Annotated in this window: 19 protein-coding genes; 11 read left to right on the forward strand and 8 right to left on the reverse strand. The window is 72.3% G+C overall.

The window, feature by feature from the left end; genetic code table 11:
- The first annotated feature begins 177 nt into the window (after positions 1-177).
- Complete coding sequence (locus tag ACFVTC_RS21770; RefSeq protein ID WP_168528668.1) at positions 178-690, forward strand: EF-hand domain-containing protein; 513 nt, start codon at positions 178-180, stop codon at positions 688-690.
- On the opposite strand, the gene ACFVTC_RS21775 is transcribed toward ACFVTC_RS21770, so the two are convergent.
- Positions 674-2,206 (reverse strand): class I adenylate-forming enzyme family protein, encoded by a 1,533-nt coding sequence (locus ACFVTC_RS21775; protein ID WP_390129385.1) that lies wholly within the window; start codon positions 2,204-2,206, stop codon positions 674-676. The two genes, ACFVTC_RS21770 and ACFVTC_RS21775, sit on opposite strands and share 17 nt — an antisense overlap.
- Positions 2,207-2,340: 134 nt before the next feature.
- Here ACFVTC_RS21775 and ACFVTC_RS21780 point away from each other — a divergent pair, with 134 nt between their 5' ends.
- The 4 genes from ACFVTC_RS21780 (at position 2,341) to ACFVTC_RS21795 (ending at position 6,651) form a co-directional block, all read left to right on the forward strand.
- Positions 2,341-3,534 carry an amidohydrolase family protein gene (locus ACFVTC_RS21780; protein WP_390129388.1) on the forward strand — a complete coding sequence of 398 codons (1,194 nt, stop codon included), beginning with the start codon at positions 2,341-2,343 and terminating at the stop codon, positions 3,532-3,534.
- A gap of 7 nt (positions 3,535-3,541) precedes the next feature.
- On the forward strand, positions 3,542-4,696 hold the full coding sequence (locus ACFVTC_RS21785) for an acyl-CoA dehydrogenase (RefSeq protein ID WP_390129390.1): 1,155 nt from the start codon (positions 3,542-3,544) through the stop codon (positions 4,694-4,696).
- Positions 4,697-4,702: 6 nt separating this feature from the next.
- Positions 4,703-5,698 carry an acyl-CoA dehydrogenase family protein gene (locus tag ACFVTC_RS21790; RefSeq protein WP_390129392.1) on the forward strand — a complete coding sequence of 332 codons (996 nt, stop codon included), beginning with the start codon at positions 4,703-4,705 and terminating at the stop codon, positions 5,696-5,698.
- A 476-nt stretch (positions 5,699-6,174) separates the two neighbouring features.
- The gene (locus tag ACFVTC_RS21795) at positions 6,175-6,651 is read left to right on the forward strand and encodes an ATP-binding protein (protein WP_390129394.1); all 477 of its coding nucleotides are present in this window, start codon (positions 6,175-6,177) and stop codon (positions 6,649-6,651) included.
- 398 nt (positions 6,652-7,049) lie between these two features.
- Here ACFVTC_RS21795 and ACFVTC_RS21800 read toward each other — a convergent pair whose 3' ends face one another.
- Positions 7,050-7,985 (reverse strand): cyclase family protein, encoded by a 936-nt coding sequence (locus ACFVTC_RS21800; RefSeq protein ID WP_390129396.1) that lies wholly within the window; start codon positions 7,983-7,985, stop codon positions 7,050-7,052.
- Between the two features lie 96 nt (positions 7,986-8,081).
- Between ACFVTC_RS21800 and ACFVTC_RS21805 the strand changes: the two genes are divergently transcribed.
- The 3 genes from ACFVTC_RS21805 to ACFVTC_RS21815 are packed head-to-tail and all read left to right on the forward strand — an operon-like array spanning position 8,082 to position 11,266.
- Entirely contained in the window at positions 8,082-8,993 is a 912-nt protein-coding gene (locus ACFVTC_RS21805; protein ID WP_390129398.1) for an SDR family oxidoreductase, read from the forward strand.
- Between the two features lie 36 nt (positions 8,994-9,029).
- On the forward strand, positions 9,030-10,187 hold the full coding sequence (locus ACFVTC_RS21810; protein ID WP_390129401.1) for an acyl-CoA dehydrogenase family protein: 1,158 nt from the start codon (positions 9,030-9,032) through the stop codon (positions 10,185-10,187).
- A gap of 29 nt (positions 10,188-10,216) precedes the next feature.
- Positions 10,217-11,266, forward strand: a complete 1,050-nt coding sequence (locus ACFVTC_RS21815; RefSeq protein ID WP_390129403.1) for a Zn-dependent alcohol dehydrogenase — start codon at positions 10,217-10,219, stop codon at positions 11,264-11,266.
- Here ACFVTC_RS21815 and ACFVTC_RS21820 read toward each other — a convergent pair.
- The gene (locus tag ACFVTC_RS21820) at positions 11,263-12,387 is read right to left on the reverse strand and encodes a GlxA family transcriptional regulator (protein ID WP_390129406.1); all 1,125 of its coding nucleotides are present in this window, start codon (positions 12,385-12,387) and stop codon (positions 11,263-11,265) included. The two genes, ACFVTC_RS21815 and ACFVTC_RS21820, sit on opposite strands and share 4 nt — an antisense overlap.
- A gap of 71 nt (positions 12,388-12,458) precedes the next feature.
- Between ACFVTC_RS21820 and ACFVTC_RS21825 the strand changes: the two genes are divergently transcribed.
- Positions 12,459-13,775 carry an MFS transporter gene (locus ACFVTC_RS21825; protein WP_390129409.1) on the forward strand — a complete coding sequence of 439 codons (1,317 nt, stop codon included), beginning with the start codon at positions 12,459-12,461 and terminating at the stop codon, positions 13,773-13,775.
- Positions 13,776-13,777: 2 nt separating this feature from the next.
- Here the strand turns inward: ACFVTC_RS21825 and ACFVTC_RS21830 are convergent, their stop codons facing one another.
- The 5 genes from ACFVTC_RS21830 to ACFVTC_RS21850 all read right to left on the reverse strand — a co-directional run bounded on the left by ACFVTC_RS21830 (position 13,778) and on the right by ACFVTC_RS21850 (position 20,188).
- Entirely contained in the window at positions 13,778-14,629 is an 852-nt protein-coding gene (locus tag ACFVTC_RS21830; RefSeq protein WP_390129411.1) for a hypothetical protein, read from the reverse strand.
- A 140-nt stretch (positions 14,630-14,769) separates the two neighbouring features.
- A complete protein-coding gene (locus ACFVTC_RS21835; protein ID WP_390129413.1) occupies positions 14,770-15,408 on the reverse strand; it encodes a flavin reductase family protein in 639 nt (212 codons plus the stop codon).
- A 63-nt stretch (positions 15,409-15,471) separates the two neighbouring features.
- Positions 15,472-16,314 (reverse strand): enoyl-CoA hydratase/isomerase family protein, encoded by an 843-nt coding sequence (locus tag ACFVTC_RS21840; RefSeq protein ID WP_390129415.1) that lies wholly within the window; start codon positions 16,312-16,314, stop codon positions 15,472-15,474.
- 64 nt (positions 16,315-16,378) lie between these two features.
- Entirely contained in the window at positions 16,379-18,604 is a 2,226-nt protein-coding gene (locus ACFVTC_RS21845; RefSeq protein WP_390129418.1) for an acetate--CoA ligase family protein, read from the reverse strand.
- Positions 18,605-18,994: 390 nt separating this feature from the next.
- Entirely contained in the window at positions 18,995-20,188 is a 1,194-nt protein-coding gene (locus ACFVTC_RS21850) for a flavin-containing monooxygenase (RefSeq protein ID WP_390129420.1), read from the reverse strand.
- A gap of 224 nt (positions 20,189-20,412) precedes the next feature.
- Here ACFVTC_RS21850 and ACFVTC_RS21855 point away from each other — a divergent pair, with 224 nt between their 5' ends.
- The gene (locus ACFVTC_RS21855; RefSeq protein WP_390129423.1) at positions 20,413-20,865 is read left to right on the forward strand and encodes a DoxX family protein; all 453 of its coding nucleotides are present in this window, start codon (positions 20,413-20,415) and stop codon (positions 20,863-20,865) included.
- Entirely contained in the window at positions 20,862-21,302 is a 441-nt protein-coding gene (locus ACFVTC_RS21860) for a Zn-ribbon domain-containing OB-fold protein (protein WP_390129426.1), read from the forward strand. Before ACFVTC_RS21855 ends, ACFVTC_RS21860 begins: the two co-directional genes overlap by 4 nt.
- The last annotated feature ends 14 nt before the right edge of the window (positions 21,303-21,316 follow it).

The following is a 21,316-nucleotide window of genomic DNA, read 5'->3' on the forward strand; positions in this document are numbered from 1 at the left end:
GCCCCGCGTCAGACCGGCGCCGCGGTGCGCCACGGAGTTGTCCAAGAATTCCTGCGGTCTTGGTACAAGCGTCGTTTTCCGGCTCCCTTCGCGGCCGGGCCGTCGTACGCTCCCTGCCAGATGAACCCGCAGTCCGGCACAGAGTCCGGCTGAGTTGTAAGGCGGTCCGAGAAGGCCATGGTCAGTACCGAGTACGAACGCAGGATTGCCGCCCGTTTCGCGGGCTTCGACCAGGACGGCAACGGCTACATCGACCGGGAGGACTTCAACGCGGCGGCGAAGTCCGTCCTCGCCGAGTTCGGCACGGCGGCCCGGTCCGACAAGGGCCAGGCCCTGTACGTGGGCGCGGAGGCGTTCTGGCAGGGCATGGCGGGCATAGCGGACCGTGACGGAGACCAGCGCATCAACCGGGAGGAGTTCGTCAACGGCGCCGTGAAGCGGCTGCGGGACAACCCCGACCGCTTCGGGGAGATCGCCCGCCCCTTCCTGCACGCGGCCCTCGCCGTCGCGGACACCGACGGGGACGGAGCGGCCACGGTCGAGGACGCCGAGCGCGTGCTCAGGGCCCTGGGCGTGAGCGACGAGATCGCCGCCCTGGCGGCCGGTGCCCTCGACACGGACGCCGACGGCCGGATCGGCGAGTCGGAGGTCGTGACCGCGTTCGCCCGCTACTTCACGGTGCCGGAGTAGCCCCCGCCGACCCGGCCGGCCCCGAGAACCGCTCCCGGAGCCGGTACTTCAGTACCTTCCGCAGCGTCTCGTTGCGCGGGAGGGCCTCCATCACCTCCAGCTGCTCCGGCAGCTTGTGCACCGAGAGCCCTTCCGCGCGCAGGTACGACACCGCGGCCGCGAGCGTCAGCGGCGCCGCCCCGGGCGGTTGTTCGACCACCGCGCAGACCCGTTCCCCGCGTTCGGCGTCCGGCAGCCCGATCACCGCGACGTCACCGACGGCCGGGTGCCGGTGCAGCAGGTCCTCGATCTCCTTCGCCGAGATGTTCTCGCCCTTGCGGATGATGACGTCCTTCAGGCGCCCGGTCAGGACGAGGTGCCCGCTCTCCGTCAGACGGCCCACGTCACCCGTGATCAGGAACCCGTCCGCGTCGAAGGACTCGGCGGTCTGCGCCGGATCCAGGTAGCCCTGGCAGACGGCCTCGCCGCGCAGCCGTACCTCGCCGTCCACGATCCGTATCTCCATGCCTTCCGGAGGTCTGCCCTCCGTGGTCGCCAGGTTCTCGGCGGTGTCGTCCGGCGCCCCCATGGTGATCATCGGAACCTCGGTCATCCCGTACCCGTGGGTGAGCTGCACGCCCATCTCCCGCACGACACGGTGGTAGACCTCGGGCGGCTTGGGCGCGCCGCCGCCCGCCAGCAGCCGCAGCGTGGGGATCACCGGACGGCCGGGCGCCTTGCGCTGCTCGGCCAGGAACATCGAGTAGAAGGCCGTCGAGCCGCCCGCCACCGTCACCCCGTGCGCGCGGTACTCCCCGAGCGCGGCGGGCAGCGCGAAGTGCTCGAACATCACCGCGGGGAATCCGTACAGCAGCAGCATCACGGTGTAGTCGGGCCCGGCGATGTGCGCGTACGGGAAGGCCATCGAGCCCACGTCCTCGGCCGACAGCCGCAGCGCGTGCGCCAGGCAGGAGCCGCCCGCGATCAGCGAACGGTCCGTGTGCAGGACGCCCTTGGGGTCGGAGGTCGTGCCCGAGGTCCAGTAGATCCAGCGCACGGAGGTGCCGTCGGCCGGCGGTGGCGGGAGGACGCCGGGATCACCGTCCGGCAGCACGTCGTACGCCTCGAAGACACCCTTCGCGCCGAGCCGCCGCGCCATCGCCGTGTGGTCGAAGCCCCGCCATTCGCCCGGTACGGCGAAGTACTCGGCCCGGGACTCCCGCAGCGCGAAGCCGACCTCGCGGTCCCGGTAGAAGGGGATCACGGGGGACTGGACGGCGCCCAGACGCGCCAGCGCGAAGGACAGCACGGCCGTCTCGATGCGGGTGGGCAGCTGCCAGGCGACCACCGTGCCGGGGCGCACGCCCCTGTCGTACAGGCCCGCCGCCACCCGCTCGGCCCGCTCCCGCAGGGCGCCGAAGCTCAGGGAGCGGTCGCCCTGGAGGAGGACGGGCCGGTCGGGGGTGAGACGGGCGCGGCGGTCGACCAGTTCCCAGAGGGTGCGCGAGGCGCCCAGAGCGTGTGCGGTGTCGTTCACGACGGCCCCCTGTAGCTGACGGGTTGTCAGATCCGCTCGAGAGCGTAGGGCGCACCGCCTTGTCGGTCCATAGGCGCGGAGCTAGCCTGCTATCTGACGGGTCATCAGATACGTATGCCAGGCGGAGGCCACCCATGACGGAACTGCCGCGGATCGTCAGCGTCGACGACCACGTGATCGAGCCCGCGCACCTCTTCGAGACCTGGCTGCCCGCGAAGTACCGCGACCGCGGGCCGAAGCCCCTCACGGCCGGCATCGGTGAGCTCGCCTACGTCGGCGGCAAGTACCGGATCACCATGGACCCGGACGGGCCGCCCACCGACTGGTGGATCTACGAGGACCTCAAGTTCCCGTACAAGCGCAACATCGCCGCCGTCGGCTTCGATCGCGACGAGATGACCCTGGAGGGCATCACCCGCGCGGAGATGCGGCCCGGCTGCTGGGACCCCGCCGAGCGCCTCAAGGACATGGATCTCAACTACGTCGAGGCCAGCCTCTGCTTCCCGACCTTCCCGCGCTTCTGCGGCCAGACCTTCGCCGAGGCGCACGACAAGGAGGTGGCCCTGGCCTGCGTACGCGCCTACAACGACTGGATGGTCGAGGAGTGGTGCGGTGACAGCGGCGGCCGGCTGATCCCGCTCTGCCTCATCCCGCTGTGGGACATCGGCCTGGCCGTCGCGGAGATCCGGCGCAACGCGGAGCGCGGCGTGCGGGCGGTGACCTTCTCCGAGATCCCCACCCACCTGGGCCTGCCCTCCATCCACTCCGGCCACTGGGACCCGTTCTTCGCGGTCTGCCAGGAGACCGGCACGGTCGTGAACATGCACATCGGGAGCAGCAGCCAGATGCCCGCGGCCTCCCCGGACGCGCCTCCCGCCGTCCAGGCGTCGCTGTCCTTCAACAACGCGATGGCCTCGATGATGGACTTCCTCTTCAGCGGAGTCCTGGTGAAGTTCCCCCGCCTCAAACTCGCCTACTCCGAAGGCCAGATGGGCTGGATCCCGTACGCCCTGGAGCGCGCCGACGACGTCTGGGAGGAGCACCGCGCCTGGGGCGGCGTCAAGGACCTCGTCCCGGAACCCCCGTCGACGTACTACTACCGCCAGATCTTCTGCTGCTTCTTCCGCGACAAGCACGGCGTCGCGTCCCTGGACGTCGTCGGCCGCGACAACGCCACCTTCGAGACCGACTACCCGCACGTCGACTCGACCTTCCCGCACACCAAGGAGGTCGCCCTCGACCATGTGAAGGGCCTCGACGACGAGACGGTCCACAAGCTGATGCGCGGCAACGCGATCCGCATGCTGGACCTGGACCTCGACAGGTAGCCGGCCCGTGGACCTCACGTACACCCCCGAGGAGGAGGAGTTCAGGGCCCGGCTGCGCGAGTGGCTCGCCGAGGCGCTCCCGGCGCTGCCCCCCAAACCCTCCCCGGACGACTGGCCGGGCCGCCGCGCCTACGACCTCGGGTGGCAGCGGACCCTGTACGACGCCGGGTACGCCGGACTGCACTGGCCCCTCGACGCCGGGGGCCGGGGGGCCACACCGGTCCAGCACCTCATCTACCTGGAGGAGACGGAGAGGGCGGGCGCCCCCTACGTGGGGGCCAATTTCGTCGGGCTGCTGCACGCCGGACCGACCATCGCCGCCGAGGGGACCGCCGGGCAGCGGGCCCGCTGGCTGCCGCCCGTGCTGCGCGGTGAGGAGGTCTGGTGCCAGGGGTTCAGCGAGCCGGACGCGGGCTCGGACCTCGCGGCGCTGCGCACGCGCGCGTGGCGCGACGGCGACGACTACGTGGTGAGCGGGTCCAAGATCTGGACGTCCCACGCCGAGGTCGCCGACTGGTGCGAGCTGCTGGTGCGCACCGACCCGGCCGCCCCGAGACACCGGGGCATCTCCTGGCTCGCGATGCCCATGGACGCCCCCGGGATCACCGTCCGCCCGCTGCGCACGCTCGCGGGGTCGGCGGAGTTCGCGGAGGTCTTCCTCGACGAGGTGCGGATACCGGTCGCCCACCGGGTCGGCGCCGAGAACGACGGCTGGCGCGTGACGATGGTGACGTTGTCGTACGAACGCGGTACCGCCTTCGTCGGTGAGGTCGTGGCGTGCCGGCGGGTCCTGGGCGAACTCGCCCACGCGGCGCGCGGCAACGGCCGCTGGGACGATCCGGCGCTGCGGCGGTGGCTGGGCAGGCTCAACGCCGAGTTCCGCGCGCTGTGGCGGCTCACCCAGTGGAACGTGAGCGAGGCGGAGCGTACGGGGGGAGTGCCGGGCGTCGGCGGCTCGGTCTTCAAGCTGCGGTACTCGCACGCGCGCCAGGAGCTGTACGACGCCGCCGCCGAGGTCCTCGGCCCCGGGGCACTGGACCTGGACCGCGAGTGGACCCGCGACCGCCTCACGTCCCTGTCCTACACCATCGCGGCCGGCACCTCGCAGATCCAGCACAACATCGTGGCCGAACGCATCCTGGGTCTGCCGAAAGGGCGGTGACACTCCGTGGACTTCCGACTCACCGAGGACCAGATCGCTTTGCGGGACGGTGTACGGGCGCTGCTGGCGGGCCGCTTCGGGCCGGAGGCGCTGCGGGCGGCGGTGGCCCGCGGCGGCCGGGGACTCGACCGGACACTGTGGCGGGAGCTGGGCGAGGCGGGCTTCTTCTCACTGCGGCTGCCGGAGGCGGACGGCGGTGTCGGACTCGGGCTGCCCGAGGCGGTCCTGGCGTTCGAGGAGGCGGGCCGGGTGCTGCTCCCGGGCCCGCTGGTCGCGACGCATCTCGCGGCCGGTGAGGTGGCCGGGGCGGCGACCGGCGAGAGCGTGGTCACCGCCGTGTACGGCGGCCTCGTGGAATGGCTGGACGAGTCCGACGCGGTACGGGACGGCGCCGGGAGTACGGCCGAGGACGGCGCCGCCGGTGCCGTACCGCTCACCTCCGTGGACCCGCTGACCCCGCTGCACCGGGTACCCGGGGGCTTTCCCGCCGATCCCCCCAGCCCTGTGAGTCCCGCCCGCCTTACCGGACCCACCGACCCCATCAGCCCCACAGGCCACACCGGCCCCATTGGCCCTCCGGATCCGCTCGCCACGCTCCTCACCGCCGCCGAGCAGCTCGGCAACGCCGCCCGGACCTGTGAGACGGCGGTGCAACACGCCCGGACCCGCGAGCAGTTCGGGCAGCCGATCGGGGCCTTCCAGGCGGTCAAGCACCTGTGCGCGCGGATGCTGGTGCGGGTGGAGCTGGCGCGGGCCGCGGTCTACGCGGCCGCCGTGACCGCCGACCCCGTGGACATCGCGGCGGCCCGGCTGCTCGCCGACGCCGCCGCCGTGCGCGGTGCCCGTGACTGCCTCCAGGTGCACGGCGGCATGGGCTTCACCTGGGAGTCCGACGTCCACCTGTATCTCAAGAGGGCATGGGTGCGGACCCGGCGGGGCGGTTCGGCCACGGAGAGTGAGGAGCTGCTGGCGGACGATCTGGTGTCCGGAGCGGGCCGATGAGGCTTTGTTCAGGCGCGCTCCGGGACGGTTCGCTCCCAATGTCACGGATCGTGGCATATCGGCATCACAGAGCGTTGATATCGGGTTGTGTCCTACGCGTGACTTGTCACGGCCTGGAGTCGGCGCCGTGCTCCGGTACCTTGTGTGGGATGCGAGTGGTTCCGAGACTGAGCCATCCCGGTGTTGCCCCTGAGGCCGCGCCGGATCCGGCGATGCTCGCCGTTCGCGAGGCGGTCCGGGACCCCGTGACCGCCTGTTCGACTCCCCGTGGCGAGCGTCGCACAGTATCCCGCACGCGTACTCCTTCGCGCTGGAATATGCCCGAAGCGCTTGTTGGGGTGACTGTACGTCAACCATGCTGTCTCTCAAGGGAATCACGTTCCGTGATCCTGGTTCTGGTCATGCAGGTCATGGCCACGATCGTGGCCCTCGTGAGGCGCGAGGCGATGTGTCCGCCGGTTCGGATGGTGTGAACGGTGCAGGTGCTTCAAGTGCAGCTGGAGATCCGGCCCGACCCCGCAGAGGTGGGGCGAGCCCGGAGATGGGCCCGGTCGAGGCTCGCCGGATCAGGCATAGAGGCCGATGAGCCGCTCGCCGAGACGCTGATCCTGCTCGTCTCCGAACTCGTCACCAACGCCGTGGTGCACACCGGGTGTCCGGCCGTACTGCGTCTCTCCCTGCCGGGCGTCCCCGGTGAGTCGCTGGGCACGGTCCGCCTGGAGGTGGCCGACTCCAGCGACTGCCCCCCGCGGCCCCGGCACGCCGAGGGCGACGAGACCAACGGCCGCGGCCTGGAACTGGTCGACGGGCTCGCGGACCGTTGGGGCTGGAACCCCGAGGGCGTCGGCAAGAGCATCTGGTGCGAGGTGGACCGCTGCACGTCGGCCGCGAAGGCGTCCGCCGCCTGTGTGACCTACCAGGGCTTCGCCTACGAGGCGTACGAGGCCGTCTGACGCGTACGCGGTTCATGCATGTATGCAGGAATCCCGGTTGTCCGGCAGTGGGCCGAGCCGAATGCGCCGGGTCGTGCTTCTCTGCGCGCCGCCACAAAGGGTGCATAAGTGATAATCCCCCGAACGGGTGTTGACGTGACGTGTCCGTTTGATCACGCTTATGGGCAGCGATGCGCCGCGAGGGGACGGCGAGGGTTCCGGTGACGGGAGCCCTCGGCGAGTGCGGATCGTGATTCGGCGTCGGCTCCTTCGGGGTCCTGAGGGGCAGGGTGGGTGCGCCGGAGCCGGATGGCGGCGCGCGTTGCCGAGCTCGGGGCGAGCAGTGACGCGCCGCCAGTCGACTCTTTCCGTCGGCTTTTGCCGCTTCCCCCGGTCCCTTTCGTGTGGCTCTGTGTCACTTACAGCAGAGCGACGGGGGCGACCGGGGTGCCGGTGCCGCCCACGAAGGGTTCGGGCATCGCCGACAGCAGGAACGCGTAGCGGCCTTCTTCTCCACAGGCTGTGGACAACTCTTCGAGATTCCAGTTCTGGCCCTGCGGCATCCCCATCTCGACCAGGTCGAGAGCGTGCACGGGCAGCCAGAGGTCCTCGATCTCGGGAGGGAAGATCTCGAACGTGAGGGTGTCGTTCGCGACCGCCGCGACCTCGCGCACGTGGAACCACTCCGGCGTGCGGACGGACAGCCCCGGCGACGGATACCCGTATCCGTGCTTGTCGCCCGCCAGCAGGACCTGGACCTGACCGGTCCGTACGAGCACGATGTCGCCCGACCGCACCCGGGTGCCGGCCAGTTCCTCGGCGGCGTCCAGGTCCTCGGGGGTCACGGCGTGCCCGCCGTCGAGGCGGTCGACGCCCCGGGCGCGGGCGACGTCCAGCAGCACGCCCCGCGAGACGATGTGCCGGGGCTTGTCGATACCGCCGAACGCGGCGCCGCCGTGCGGGGTGATCGTGCCGGCCGGACGGCCGTTGTAGAGCTTTCCCGAGTGCGAGACGTGGGCCAGCGCGTCCCAGTGGGTCGCCGCCTGCAGGCCCAGGGTCGCGGCGTCGTCGCTGCACGCGACGGTGCCGGGCCCGAAGACCTCCTGGTTGATCTGCACCATGACGTGCAGCGGATTGACCCGCCCGGGGATCATCCCGGTCTGCACCCCGTCCTGCTGGAGGGGGAGCGCGAGGGGGACGCGGCGGCCCGAGCGGACGCCCGCCGCGGCCCGGCGCACCACCTCGTCGGTGATGAGATTCAGGGTCCCGATCTCGTCGTCGGCACCCCAGCGCCCCCAGTTGTTCACGCGTTTCGCGATCTCGTGGAAGGCCGGGTGGAGCGTCGGCAGTGACATGAGTCCTCCCCGAGGGCTTGTCTCCGGGTATCTGACGGGTCGTAGAATCCGAGTTGAATCTAACGGACCGTCAGAAACTGCGGGAAGGGGCCGGACGTGGGGAACTTCTTGGCAGGCCAGGTCGTCGCCGTGACGGGAGCGGGGCGCGGCATAGGCCGCGCCGTCGCGCTCGCGGCGGCCGGTGAGGGGGCGCGCGTCGTCGTCAACGACTACGGGGTCTCCGTCGAGGGCGCCGAGCCGACGAGTTCGGTCGCCGACGCCGTGGCCGAGGAGATCGGGGCGGCGGGCGGGGAAGCGATCGCGGTGGCCGACGACATCTCCACGATGGCCGGCGGGCAGCACGTCGTCGACGCCGCGCTCACGGCGTACGGGCGGATCGACGGCGTCGTGTGCGTGGCCGGCATCCTGCGCGAGCGGATGCTGTTCAACATGTCCGAGCAGGAGTGGGACCCGGTCGTGGCCACCCATCTGAAGGGCACGTTCACGGTCTTCCGGGCGGCCTCGGCCGTCATGCGCGCGCAGGGCTCGGGAACGCTGATCGGCTTCACCAGTGGCAACCACCAGGGCTCCGTGGCGCAGGCCAACTACAGCGCGGCCAAGGGCGGGATCATCTCGCTGGTGCGCAGCGCCGCACTCGGCCTGCACAAGTACGGGGTGACGGCGAACGCGGTCGCACCCGTCGCCCGCACCCGCATGTCGGCCGGCGTCCCCATGGAACTGACGGAGATCGGCGAACCGGAGGACGTCGCCGCGCTGGTGGTCTACCTGCTGTCGGACCGCGCCCGGCAGGAACGGATCACCGGGCAGGTGTACACGATCGCCGGACCGAAGATCGCGGTGTGGGCGCAGCCGCGGGAACTGCGGGCCGGGTACGCGGAGGGCGCCTGGACCCCGGAACGGATCGCGGACTTCCTGCCGGGCACGGTGGGGGTGGATCCGATGCCGCTGCTGGAGCGGGTGGAGGCGATGGCGCGGGCGGCGGCACGGAAGTCGCGCCCGAACGCGTGAGGGTGGGGTGGTGCCGGCCGAGCGGGAGGACGACGCGTGGAGTTCGGATTCGATGCCGGGGACGAGATCTTCCGGCGTACGGCGCGGGACTGGCTGGCGGCGCACCATGTGGGTGATCCGGGCCGCCGGGACTGGGAACGGGAGCTCGGACGGGACGGCTGGATCGGCCTCGGATGGCCCGAGGACGGATACGGGAACCGGCGCGCGAGCCTGACCCAGCAGGTCGTCTGGGCCGAGGAGTACGCCCGTTCGAAGGCTCCCGCGCGCTCGGGTCACATCGGGGAGAAACTCCTCGCCCCCACCCTCATCGGCCACGGGACGGCGGACCAGAAGGCCCGCTTCCTGCCCCCGATCGCCCGCGGCGAGGAACTCTGGTGCCAGGGTTACAGCGAGCCCGGCGCGGGCTCCGACCTCGCGGGCATCAGGACGACGGCCGTACGGGAAGAGGGCTCCGCGGCCGCCCGCACGTACCGCGTCAGCGGCCAGAAGATCTGGACCTCGCTCGCCCACGAGGCGGACTGGTGCTTCGTCCTGGCCCGCACCCGGCCGGACGCCCCGCGTCACCACGGCCTGTCCCTGCTCCTCGTCCCGATGGACCAGCCGGGCCGCGTCGAGGTCCGCCCGATCCGCCAGCTCACCGGCACCAGCGAGTTCAACGAGGTCTTCTTCGACGGTGCGCGGGCGCGGGCCGAGCACCTCGTCGGCGGCGAGGGCAACGGCTGGCGGGTGGCGATGAGCCTGCTCGGACACGAGCGCGGCGTCTCGACACTCGCCCAGCAGGTCGGCTTCGCGGCGGAGCTGCGACGCGTGATCGAGACGGCCGTCGCGACCGGCGCGGCCGGTGATCCGGTCGTCCGGGACCGGCTGGTGCGCCTGTGGGCGGAGCTGCGCACGATGCGCTGGAACGCCCTGCGGACGCTGGGCGGTTCGGGCGACGTGGGCGCGCCGAGCGTCGCCAAGCTGCTGTGGGGCGGCTGGCACCAGCGGCTGGGCGAACTCGCGGTGCAGGTGCGGGGAGCGGAGGCGGCGACCGGCCCGGTGGACTGGTCGGCCGCGGCACCGTACGAACTCGACGCGTTCCAGCACCTCTTCCTGTTCAGCCGGGCCGACACCATCTACGGCGGCTCGGACGAGATCCAGCGCACGATCATCGCCGAGCGCGTGCTCGGTCTGCCGAAGGAACCCAGGGGATAGCCCCCGGGGACGAGAGGGGAGCCGGTGCGATGCGAGGCGTGATCTTCGACGGCAAGCAGACCCAGGTCGTGGACGACCTGGAGGTAAGGGATCCGGGACCCGGCGAGGTGCGGGTCGCCGTCTCCGCGGCCGGACTCTGCCACAGCGACCTCTCCGTGGTGGACGGGACCATCCCCTTCCCCGTTCCCGTGGTGCTGGGCCACGAGGGCGCCGGGGTGGTCGAGTCGGTGGGCGCGGGCGTCACCCACGTCCGGCCCGGAGACCATGTCGCCCTGTCCACACTCGCCAACTGCGGCGCGTGCGCGGAGTGCGACCGGGGGCGGCCGACGATGTGCCGCAAGGCGATCGGCATGCCGCGGCAGCCGTTCGCGCGCGGCGGGCGGCCGCTCTACCAGTTCGCCTCCAACTCGGCCTTCGCGGAACGGACGGTGGTGAAGGCCGTCCAGGCCGTCCGGATCCCGGACGACATCCCGCTGCCGTCCGCCGCGCTGATCGGCTGCGGGGTGGTGACGGGCGTGGGCGCCGTCCTGAACCGCGCGCGGGTGGAGCACGGGGAGAGCGTCCTCGTGATCGGTACGGGCGGCATCGGGCTCAACGTGATCCAGGGGGCCCGGATCGCGGGCGCCCTGAAGATCGTCGCCGTCGACTCCAACCCGGCCAAGGAGACGGTGGCCCGCCGGTTCGGCGCGACCCACTTCCTCACCTCCACCGAGGCCGTCCGCGAGATCCTCCCCACGGGCGCGGACCACGCCTTCGAGTGCGTCGGCCGCGTCGAACTCGTCCGCCGGGCGATCGACCTGCTGGACCGCCACGGCCAGGCGGTCCTCCTCGGCGTGCCGCCCGCCACCGCCGAGGCGTCCTTCCTCGTCTCCGCGATGTACCTGGACAAGTCGATCCTCGGCTGCCGCTACGGTTCGTCCCGCCCCCAGCGCGACATCGCCCTCTACGCGGACCTCTACCGCGAGGGCCGTCTGCTGCTCGACGAACTGGTCACCCGGACGTATCCGGTCGAGGACTTCGACAAGGCGGCCCAGGACGCGCACGAGGGGAGGGTGGCAAGGGCGGTACTGACCTTCTAGGGAGCGTGGAGGCGGCCGTCCACGGGCAGGGGAGATCCACCGGGGGCCGGTCGGCCGGCGGCGCCCGCCCGCCCGGTACCGAGTCGCGTGCCACCGCTTCGGCCACCCCCGTCCGGCCCGCCTCCGGCCTCCCGGCCCGAGGAGCGGAAGGTACGGCGGTACGCGGTGGGGGTGACCCCGAGCACCGCCTGCAGGTGCTGCCGCATCGACTGGGCCGTCCCGAAGCCGGCGTCCCGCGCCACCTGGTCGACCGACAGACCGCTCGACTCCAGCAACTGCCGGGCCCGTTCGACGCGTTGCAGGGTGAGCCACTGCCCGGGGCTGACGCCGACCTCCTCGCGGAAGCGGCGAGTGAAGGTGCGCACGGACATGGACTCCTGTCCGGCCATGTCGCGCAGCTGGATCGGCTCGCCGAGGCGGCCGAGTGCCCAGGCGCGGGCCGCGGTCGTGGTGGCCGCCTGCGGCTCGGGGACGGGCCGCCGGACGTACTGCGCCTGGCCGCCGTCGCGGTGCGGCGGCACGACGGTCCGGCGGGCCACGTCGTTGGCGACGGCCGTCCCGTGGTCACGGCGGACGATATGGAGGCACAGGTCGATTCCGGCGGCGACGCCCGCGGAGGTGAGGACGTCCCCGTCGTCGACGAAGAGCACGTCGGCGTCGACCTTGATCCGGGGGAAGAGCCGCTGGAAGTGCTCGGCGTGCGACCAGTGGGTGGTGGCGGGGCGGCCGTCGAGGTATCCGGCGGCGGCGAGGACGTATCCGCCGGTGCAGATGGAGACGAGCCGGGTGCCGGGGCGGATGTGGGTGAGGGCGGCGGCCAGTTCGGGGGTCAGGACGCCCTGCTCGTGGACCGGGCCCAGTTCGTAGGAGGCGGGGACGACGACGGTGTCGGCGGTGGCGAGCGCCTCCGGTCCGTTCGCGACGAGGACGGCGAAGTCGGCGTCGGTGGAGACCGGGCCCGGCGGCCGGACCGAGCAGGTGACGACCTCGTACAGGGGGCGTTCCTCGGCGTCCCGTGACTTGCCGAAGATGCGCTGCGGGATGCCGAGTTCGAAGGGCAGCAGCCCGTCGAGGGCGAGCACGACGACGCGGTGGCGGCGGAACGTACCTCGAGGACTCATGGCCCGATCCTAGCGAATGCTGACCTTCCGGCCACTCGTTCGGCAAAGCCGCGGGAGCGAAGCTCTATGGCGTGACCCAGACAACCGACGCCGTGGACGCCGCCCAGATGCCCCCCGCCCCCGGGCGAACCCGGATCCACCGTGCCTGGTTCGTCGCCGCCGTCACCTTCGTGACGATCATCGGCGCCGCCGCCTTCCGTTCGCTGCCGGGTCTTCTGATCGACCCGCTGCACCAGGAGTTCCACTGGTCGCGCGGCACGATCGGCGCGGCTGTGTCGATCAACCTCGCGCTGTACGGACTGACGGCGCCCTTCGCCGCCGCGTTGATGGACCGCTTCGGCATCCGGCGCGTGGTCGCGGTCGCCCTGATGGTGATCGCGCTCGGCTCCGGGCTGACCGTGTGGATGACGACGGCCTGGCAGCTGCTGCTCTGCTGGGGTCTGCTGGTCGGACTGGGCTCCGGCTCGATGGCCCTGGCCTTCGCGGCGACGGTCACCAACCGCTGGTTCACGGCACGCAAGGGCCTGGTGACCGGCATCCTGACGGCGGCCTCGGCCTCCGGTCAGCTGATCTTCCTGCCGGTGCTCTCCTGGATCGTCACCGAGCACGACTGGCGCCCGGCCGCGGTGACGGTCGCCCTCGCGGCGCTCGCGGTCGTCCCCTTCGTCTGGCTGCTGCTGCGTGACCACCCGGCGGACGTGGGTCTGAAGCCCTACGGCGCCACCGAGTTCGTGCCGAAGCCCGCGCCCGTGCAGGGCGCGGCCCGGCGTGCCGTGACCGTCCTCCTCTCGGCCGTCCGGACCGGCCCCTTCTGGCTGCTGGCCGGCACCTTCGCCATCTGCGGCGCCTCGACGAACGGCCTGATCCAGACGCACTTCGTGCCCGCGGCCCACGACCACGGGATGCCGATCACGGCGGCGGCCTCTCTGCTCGCGGTCATCGGGGTCTTCGACGTGGCCGGGACGATCGCCTCCGGCTGGTTCACCGACCGTTTCGAACCACGTCGGCTGCTCGCGGTCCACTACGCGCTGCGCGGGGTCTCGCTCCTCTTCCTCCCCATGCTCATGTCCTCGACCGTGCACCCCCCGATGATCTTCTTCATCGTCTTCTACGGCCTCGACTGGGTCGCCACGGTCCCGCCCACCCTGGCCCTGTGCCGTGAGCAGTACGGCGAGGACAGCGCCATCGTCTTCGGCTGGGTGCTCGCCTCCCACCAGATCGGTGCCGCCCTCGTCGCCTTCCTCGGCGGTGTCGCGCGGGACGCGTTCGGCTCGTACGACATGGTCTGGATCGCCTCGGGCGCGCTGTGCGCGGTGGCGGCGATGATGGCGCTGGTCATCCGGCGGCGGCCGGTCGCCCCCGTGCTGTCCGTGCGGACGGCCGTCTGAGGTCAGCGCGCCGGAAGCCGGTCGTACGTCCTGAAGGTGTACCGCGCGGACAGGGTGATCGCGTTCCCGGTCGCTCTCGGCAGCCCGAGCCGGTCGTCGACGAGCCGGCCCAGCGGGCCGCAGCCCACGGGGGCCGGGGCGGTGAAGGTGTCGTCGTACGCGTCGAACCTGATCACCGGCGGGTCCTGGGAGACCCACTCGGAGTCGCCCGCGCGCCGCAGACGGAGTTCGACGGGGGTGTCGCCGCCTATGACGCAGCCGTGCGGCAGCAGGGGGCTCAGGACGCGGAAGCGCAGGGTGAAAAGGCCCATGTTGTTCCCGGTGGAGTAGAAGTCGGACCTGCCGCCGTACTCGGGGCGCAGGGCCAGCGCCGGCAAGGGGCCGTGACCTGTCGTGCCGGTGCCGAGGAGGCCGCCCGGGACGGAGGTCGAGGTGGAGCGCAGCGCGCCCCAGACCTGCCCGTCCGTGCCGTCCGGCAGCGGGCCCTCGGCGTGGGTGACGGTCATCGGCGCCAGCTCGGGAACCCTCCTGCTGCCGAGGGTCAACGAACCGGTGGCGGTGAGGACCTCGCACTTCCAGCGGGCCGCGTCGACGCCGGCCGGGATGTCGGGGCAGTCACCGAAGTCGTACGGGACGACGGGCGGCTCGCCGGCGGCGATGTCCGCGGTGGTGGCGACGCCGGCAGCGCTGGCGGGGACGGCGTCCGCGGCGACGGTCACGGTGGTGGTGGGTGTGGCGGCGTCGGCGTGGGAGCCGGCCGTGGCGGTGATCGTGGTGGCGAGGGCGGCGGCGAGGGCGAGCCCGGCGGCCCCGCGACGGACGGCCGAGGGGCGTTTCCCAGCGGTGATCTCCATGCCCTTCAGCCTGCCGCCACGCACCCCGGGCAGGCCACCGGGAAGCCCCTGGGCCCACCCTGATCCACCCCTGACACCAAGTCAGGGTGCGCCCCTGACAACCATGAACGGCGCGGCGCGACGGGCCTCGCCGACGCGGCTCAGACGAAGCGTCCTCGGTGGAACAACAGCGGCGGGACGTCCGCGCCGTCGCCCGCGTCACCGGCCCCGCCTCCGTCACCCGTGCCGAGCGCGTCCACCCGTCCCACCACGATGAGATGGTCCCCGCCCGTGTGCACCGCGTGGATCGTGCAGTCGATCCAGGCCGCGGTCCCCGCGAGGCGGGGTGAGCCGGAGACGGGTGCCGCGTCGTACCCGACGCCCGCGAACTTGTCGGCCCCGCTCACCGCGAACCCACGGCACAGGTCGCCCTGGTGCGCGCCCAGTACGTTCACGCAGAAGACGCCGGCGCGGGCGATGCGCGGCCAGGTCGTCGACGTACGGCCGACCATGAAGCAGACCAGCGGCGGGTCGAGGGAGAGGGAGGAGAAGGACTGGCAGGCGAAACCGGCCGGTCCCGCCGTCTCCCCGGGCCCCTGAGGTGCGGTGATGGCGGTCACGCCCGTCGCGAAGTTCCCCAGCACCCGCCGGAACTCGCCGTGATCGACCGGCGCCCGCTCGTCCTCGCCGACGGCGCGCAACTCCGGCCGCGGCAGCGTCTCGACCGGCACCGCGACGGCGGGAGCCCCGGCCGACCGGAGATATCGCACGGCCGCCGCCGCCATTCCTGCGTGTCCCATCACACCGCTCATTGAACCTGACGCTGCATCAGATAGGAAGGGGTGGCCGACCTCCGAGGGCTCTCACCGTCCCCGGTACTCCGCGGCCCGCCGCTCCACGAAGCTCGCCACCCCTTCCTTCGCGTCCGCCGTCGTCATGTTGATCTCCTGGGCGGCCGCCTCCGCGGCGAAGGCGGCGGTGCGGTCGGTGTCGAGGGAGGCGTTGACCAGTTGTTTGGTGAGGGCCAGGGCGCGGGTCGGCCCGGCGGCCAGGCGTTCGGCCCACTCGCGTGCGGTCTTCTCCAGGTCCTCGGGCGGGACGACGCGGTTGACGAGGCCGAGCCGTTCGGCGTTCCTGGCGGTCAGCGCGTCGCCGAAGAACATCAGCTCCTTCGCGCGCTGCGGCCCGATGAGACGCGGCAGCAGATACGCCCCGCCGCCGTCGGGGACCAGCCCGCGGCGCACGAACACCTCGATGAACCTGGCCGGTTCGGCGGCGAGTACGAGGTCGCAGGCGAGGGCGAGATGGGCACCGAGGCCCGCCGCGGTGCCGTTGACCGCCGCGATCACCGGCTTCTCGCAGTCGAGGACCGCCGCGACGAGCCGCTGGGCGCCGAGACGGAGGGTGCGGGCGACGTCGCCGGGGATCCGCTCGCCGGCCGCGGGCGCCCCTCTCAGGTCCGCGCCCGCGCAGAAGCCGCGTCCCGTCGCGGTGATCACCACGGCCCGTACGTCCGGATCCGCGGACGCCGACTCGAGCAGCGCGATCACGCGTTCACGCTGGTCCCAGGTGAGGGCGTTCATCGTCTCGGGACGGTCGAGGGTGATCCACGAGACGGCGTTGTCAGTGGCGTGACGTATCAAGGAGTCGAGGGACTTCTGGTGGGATCGAGCGGAATCGGACGGTTCGCGAGAGGAGTCGGGCATGGGGGTGCTCCGGTTCGTAGGAGGCGGGGTCGGCGGTGGGTGGCGCGGCTGGTGGCGCGGCGGGTCAGCGGCACACCACCAGGGCGTCCAGCGCCACCGCCCCCTGCCCTCTGGGCAGCACCATCAGCGGATTGACGTCGAGCTCGGCGATGTCGTCACCGAGCTCCAGCGCCATCCGCTGGACGCGCAGGACGACCTCGACGAGTGCGTCCACATCCACCGGCGGCGCGCCGCGCACACCGTCCAGGAGCGCCCGGCCGCGCAGCTCGCGGAGCATCCCCCGGGCCTGGTCCTCGCCGAAGGGCGGCACGCGCACGGCCGTGTCCCGCAGTACCTCGACGAGGACGCCGCCGAGCCCTACGGTCACGGTCGGCCCGAACAGCCGGTCGTGCGTGACCCCCACGACCATCTCGACGCCCCGCTCGACCATCTGGCACACCAGCACCCCGTCCAGCGAGATCCCCTCGTAGCGCGCGATGTCGGTCAGCTCGCGGTAGGCGTCCCTGACCTGACTGGCGGAGGTCAGCCCGATCTTCACCAGGCCGAGTTCGGTCTTGTGGGCGATCTGCGCGCCGGACGCCTTCATGACGACCGGGTAGCCCACCAGGCCGGCCGCGCGCACGGCCGCCGCCGCGCTGGTCACCAACTGCTCGCGCGGCACCCGGATCCCGTACGCGCGCAGCAGCTGCTTCGCCGCGTGCTCGCTCAGCTGCTGACCCGGCCGCATCAGCGCCTGGGCCTTGCGGAAGGAGGGCGAGGGGGTGCGGGGCGCCTCGTCGAAGGGCGAGCGGTACGCGGCGACGAACCGGTGGTGCTCCAGATGGGCGCGCACGGCGGTGATGCAGTTGGCGAACGTGCGGAAGGTGGCGACCCGCGCCGACCCGAGCAGCGTCTCGCGGTAGGCGGCCTCGGTGCCGACCGGCGACCCCCACACCACGCACACCAGCTTGTCCGTCCGCTCCGCCGCGTCCACCAGGTCCTGCGCGAGCTTGTCGCTCATCGGCGGGAAGGGGCCGGTGATCGGGCAGATCAGCACCCCGACCGCGGGATCGGCGAGGATCGCGTCGATGATCTTCCGGCCGCGCCAGTCGCCGACCGGGTGTCCGCCGTTGTCGACGGGGTTGGCCACGCTCAGGTACTCGGGTATCCACTGGTGCAGTTCGGCCTGCTTGGCCGCCGACAGGTCCGGCAGGCGCAGCCCCGCCGCCGTCGCCAGGTCCGAGAAGTGCGCCCCCGTGCCGCCGGAGATCGAATAGACGGCGACCCCGTCGGCCAGCGGAGCGCGGGCGCGGGCCAGCAGGGCGGCGGTGTCCTGGAGTTCGTCGAGGCCGTCGACGCGGATCACGCCGTACTGCCGCATCGCCGCGTCCACCACCGTGTCGGCGCCGGTCAGCTTGCCGGTGTGGGAGGCGGCGGTGCGGGCGCCGGTCTCGGTGCGGCCGACCTTGACGGCGACGACGGGCACCCCGCGCCGGGCGGCACGGTCGGCGGCGAGCAGGAAGGAGCGGCCGTCCTTGAGCCCCTCGACGTAGCAGGCGATGGCGCCGATCTCGGGCCGCTCGGAGAAGTAGGAGATGAAGTCGGCTGTCTCCAGGTCGGCCTCGTTGCCGGTGGGCGCCCAGTGGGAGAGCCGTACGCCCAGTTCCTGCATCGCGTAGACCGGCCGCCCCTGGTGGCCGGACTGGGTGATGAGGGCGACCGCGGGCCCTTCGAGGTCGTCGCGGAACCGCTCGAAGGCGTTGAGGTTGGTGTTGGGGCCCAGCAGTCGCAGGCCGGAGCGGCGCACGGCGGCTGCGAGCCGCTCCTGCGCGGCGGCGCCCTCGGCGCCGGTCTCGGCGAACCCGGAGGCGAAGGCGACGGCGAACTTCACCTTGGCCTCGCTCAGTTCACCGATCACGGCGAGCGGGTCGCCGACCAGGAGCACGGCCAGGTCGACCTGTTCGGGCAGGTCCGCGACGGAGGGGAAACAGGGCAGCCCGAAGACGGACCGACGGGTGGGGTGCACCGGGTGCAGCCGGGCCCCGACCCGCTCGGCCCAGGACATCAGCTGCCGGGTGATGCCGGTGTTCGGCCGTCCCTCGGTGTCCGAGGCGCCGACGACGGCCACCGACCCGGGACGGAAGAAGCGGTCCAGATCGGGTACGCCGGCGTACAGCGGGCGACCGCTGACGTCGAGGTCGTCGACGTCGGCCGGCCGGCCGTGCACGACGGGTGAGGGCTGCTCGCCGCAGGCGATGACCCGGGCCCGGCGGGAGTCGGTGGTGAGGGTGCCGTGGGTTGATCCAAGCATCGGTCCGCCCGCTCCTGTGTGACAGCCAATTAACTGACGCTCTGTCAGATTACTTAACTGACGGCCTGTCAGGAACAGTCGTGCAAGCAAAGCCGCCCGCGCGCGGTGAGGGCTGTGTGCCCCCGTGGGTGCGCGGGCGAGTGTCCACAGGGTCGTGCGGGAGCTGTGCGACGGGTGCGCGGCAGGCGGACGGGGGTGCGTGGACGGGTGCGGCGTGCACCTGGTTCGTACCCGCGGTAAGGGGCCCGGAACCCGCCTCATTGGTCACCGGCGTCATCGCCCGCCCACCTGCGCGAACACGGCCGGGCTCGGGTCCGGTCCCGCTCGTGACCGGTGCGGTTCAGGTGCGGCCCGGCTCGCCTGCCGCGCCCCGCGCACCGCGGACCCCGCTCAGCCCGCCGTGCGGGTGCGTCCCGCGGCGCGTGCCACGGCCTTCGCGATCTTCCTGGCGTCCAGGGCGAGTTCGCGGAACATGCCGCTGATGGGGTTGGTGAAACCGGTGAAGTACAGGCCGGGCGCGTTCTTCGGGGTGCGGCCGCCGTGCACGACCGGGCGGCCGCGCCCGTCCAGCACGCCGAGGTGACCGACCATGCCCTCCAGCGCGCGCTCGTACCCGGTCGCGGCGATCACCGCGTCGGGGCCGATCCGCGCTCCGTCGGCGAGGACGACCTTGCCCTCCTCGAAGCCCTCCACCGCCGCCACGATCTCGACCCGCCCCTTGCGCACGGCGTCGATGAGGCCGACGTCCTGGACGGGGATCGAGCCTTCCTTGACGCGCGAGTAGAGGCCGGTGCCGGGGCGCGGCAGCCCCTGCGCCGACAGGTCCGGGACGCTCACCTTGGCCATCGGCCCGGCGAGGGCGTCGACGAGGCGCACCGGCAGCCGCCGAACGAGGATGCCGGTGAACTGGGCGGCCCAGCCGGCCGTGGAACGCCGCACGATGTGCGGGGCGGTGCGCACCGCGAGCCGCACCCGCCCGGCGCCGCCCTCGACCAGGTCCACGGCGATCTCGGCGCCCGTGTTGCCGACGCCGACGACCAGGACGTCCCGTCCGGCGTAGGGGGCCGGGTCGCGGTAGTCGCCGGCGTGCAGGAGTTCGCCGCTGTACGCGTCACGGCCGGGCCAGTCCGGTATGCGGGGCGTGTGGTTGTGGCCGGTGGCGACGACGACCGCGCTGCCGGTCAGTTCGCGGCCTCCGGTGGCGTGCAGCAGCCAGGAGTCACCGGCGCGTTCGACGCGGGAGACCTCGACGCCCGTGACGATCTCCAACTGGTGGTGCTCGGCGTACTTCTCCAGGTAGCGCACCACGTTGTCGCGCGACACCCACCGCCCGAACGCGCGGGGCATCGGGAGTCCCGGGAGGGCGGACAGCCGGCGCGTCGTGTGCAGGTGCAGCCGGTCGTAGTGGCGCCGCCAGGAGGCCCCGACCCGGTCGGACTTCTCCAGCACGACGGCCCGTACGCCCTGGGCGCGCAACGCGTACGCCGCCGCGAGGCCACCGGGGCCGCCGCCGATCACGTACACGGGGCGGTCCTCGTGGGACGGTACCGGGCGGAGTGTGGAGGAAGCAGTCGAGTCGGCCATGAGCGCGAGCGTAATCACGTCGTCAATTGATAGGTCTCGGTCAAGACCTGAATCGGTTGCGAACTGATCACGGCTGTAGGAGGGGTGGGTGCGATCGGTGGCGTAGGTCACCTGGTCGCGCTCCGGACGCGGAGGCGGGGTCGGTGTGAGCCTCTTGCGCGGACATCCCGCGTACGCTGAACTGACGTACCGTCAGAAACGGTGACGGCAGGGGGGGTTCGGCCATGGACACGATCTGGCTCGACGGGGCGCAATGGCTGGCCGTGCTGCGGATCGGGCTCGGACTGTGGTGGCTGGAGAGCTGGCGGCACAAGGACAGGACGGCCTGGTTCGAGCGGGGGACCGGGATCGCGTGGGCGGCGGACGTGGCGGCCAAGCACCGCTGGAGCGCGGTGCGTTCCGGCTTCCAGGCGGTCGTGGCGCCACGCCCGAAGGCGATGGCGTACGTCGTCGTGTACGCCGAACTCGCCATCGGAATCGGCCTGGTGGCCGGCCTGCTGACCCCGGTCGCCCTGGCCGGGGCACTGCTGCTCAACGTCCTGTACTTCACGCTCATGATCCACGACTGGGCCGAGCAGGGGCAGAACGCGATGATGGCACTGATCTCGGCCGTCGCCCTGTTCGGGATGTCCTGGCAGACGTGGTCGCTGGACGACGCGATCGGGCTGTTGCGATGAGCACCCGGTTCGACGTGCCCGAGGCCGACGCCTTCACCCGTCCGTACTGGCAGGCGGCCGCGGCGGGCCGGCTGCTGCTACGCCACTGCGACGCCTGCGGGCGGGCGCATCACTACCCCCGCGAGTTCTGTCCGCACTGCTGGAGCGAGGACGGACGCTGGCGGCCCGCGAGCGGCCGCGCCACGCTCTACACGTGGTCCGTCGTGCACCGCAACGACCTCCCGCCGTTCGGCGACCGTGTGCCGTACGTCGCCGCCGTCGTCGACCTCGCGGAGGGCCCGCGGATGATGACCGAGGTGGTGGAGTGCGCGCCGGGCGCGCTGCGGATCGGCATGGAGCTCGAGGTGGCCTTCCGGGAAGGGACGCCCGTCTTCCGTCCCCGCCCCGCCGCCGCCGCGCCCGCGCACCCCCGGGGGCCCCGAGCGCCCCGGGTGTGAGCTCGGGCCGCCGA

The organism is Streptomyces sp. NPDC057950, from assembly GCF_042887295.1.
Classification (GTDB): domain Bacteria; phylum Actinomycetota; class Actinomycetes; order Streptomycetales; family Streptomycetaceae; genus Streptomyces; species Streptomyces kaempferi.

Coding starts and splice junctions, on each gene's coding strand:
- ACFVTC_RS21850 (WP_390129420.1), bottom strand. CDS start 20,188: ATGGCCGACTCGACTGCTTCCTCCACACTCCGCCCGGTACCGTCCCAC.
- ACFVTC_RS21855 (WP_390129423.1), top strand. CDS start 20,413: ATGGACACGATCTGGCTCGACGGGGCGCAATGGCTGGCCGTGCTGCGG.
- ACFVTC_RS21820 (WP_390129406.1), bottom strand. CDS start 12,387: ATGAGTCCTCGAGGTACGTTCCGCCGCCACCGCGTCGTCGTGCTCGCC.
- ACFVTC_RS21845 (WP_390129418.1), bottom strand. CDS start 18,604: ATGCTTGGATCAACCCACGGCACCCTCACCACCGACTCCCGCCGGGCC.
- ACFVTC_RS21815 (WP_390129403.1), top strand. CDS start 10,217: ATGCGAGGCGTGATCTTCGACGGCAAGCAGACCCAGGTCGTGGACGAC.
- ACFVTC_RS21840 (WP_390129415.1), bottom strand. CDS start 16,314: ATGCCCGACTCCTCTCGCGAACCGTCCGATTCCGCTCGATCCCACCAG.
- ACFVTC_RS21780 (WP_390129388.1), top strand. CDS start 2,341: ATGACGGAACTGCCGCGGATCGTCAGCGTCGACGACCACGTGATCGAG.
- ACFVTC_RS21770 (WP_168528668.1), top strand. CDS start 178: ATGGTCAGTACCGAGTACGAACGCAGGATTGCCGCCCGTTTCGCGGGC.
- ACFVTC_RS21835 (WP_390129413.1), bottom strand. CDS start 15,408: ATGGGACACGCAGGAATGGCGGCGGCGGCCGTGCGATATCTCCGGTCG.
- ACFVTC_RS21830 (WP_390129411.1), bottom strand. CDS start 14,629: ATGGAGATCACCGCTGGGAAACGCCCCTCGGCCGTCCGTCGCGGGGCC.
- ACFVTC_RS21800 (WP_390129396.1), bottom strand. CDS start 7,985: ATGTCACTGCCGACGCTCCACCCGGCCTTCCACGAGATCGCGAAACGC.
- ACFVTC_RS21860 (WP_390129426.1), top strand. CDS start 20,862: ATGAGCACCCGGTTCGACGTGCCCGAGGCCGACGCCTTCACCCGTCCG.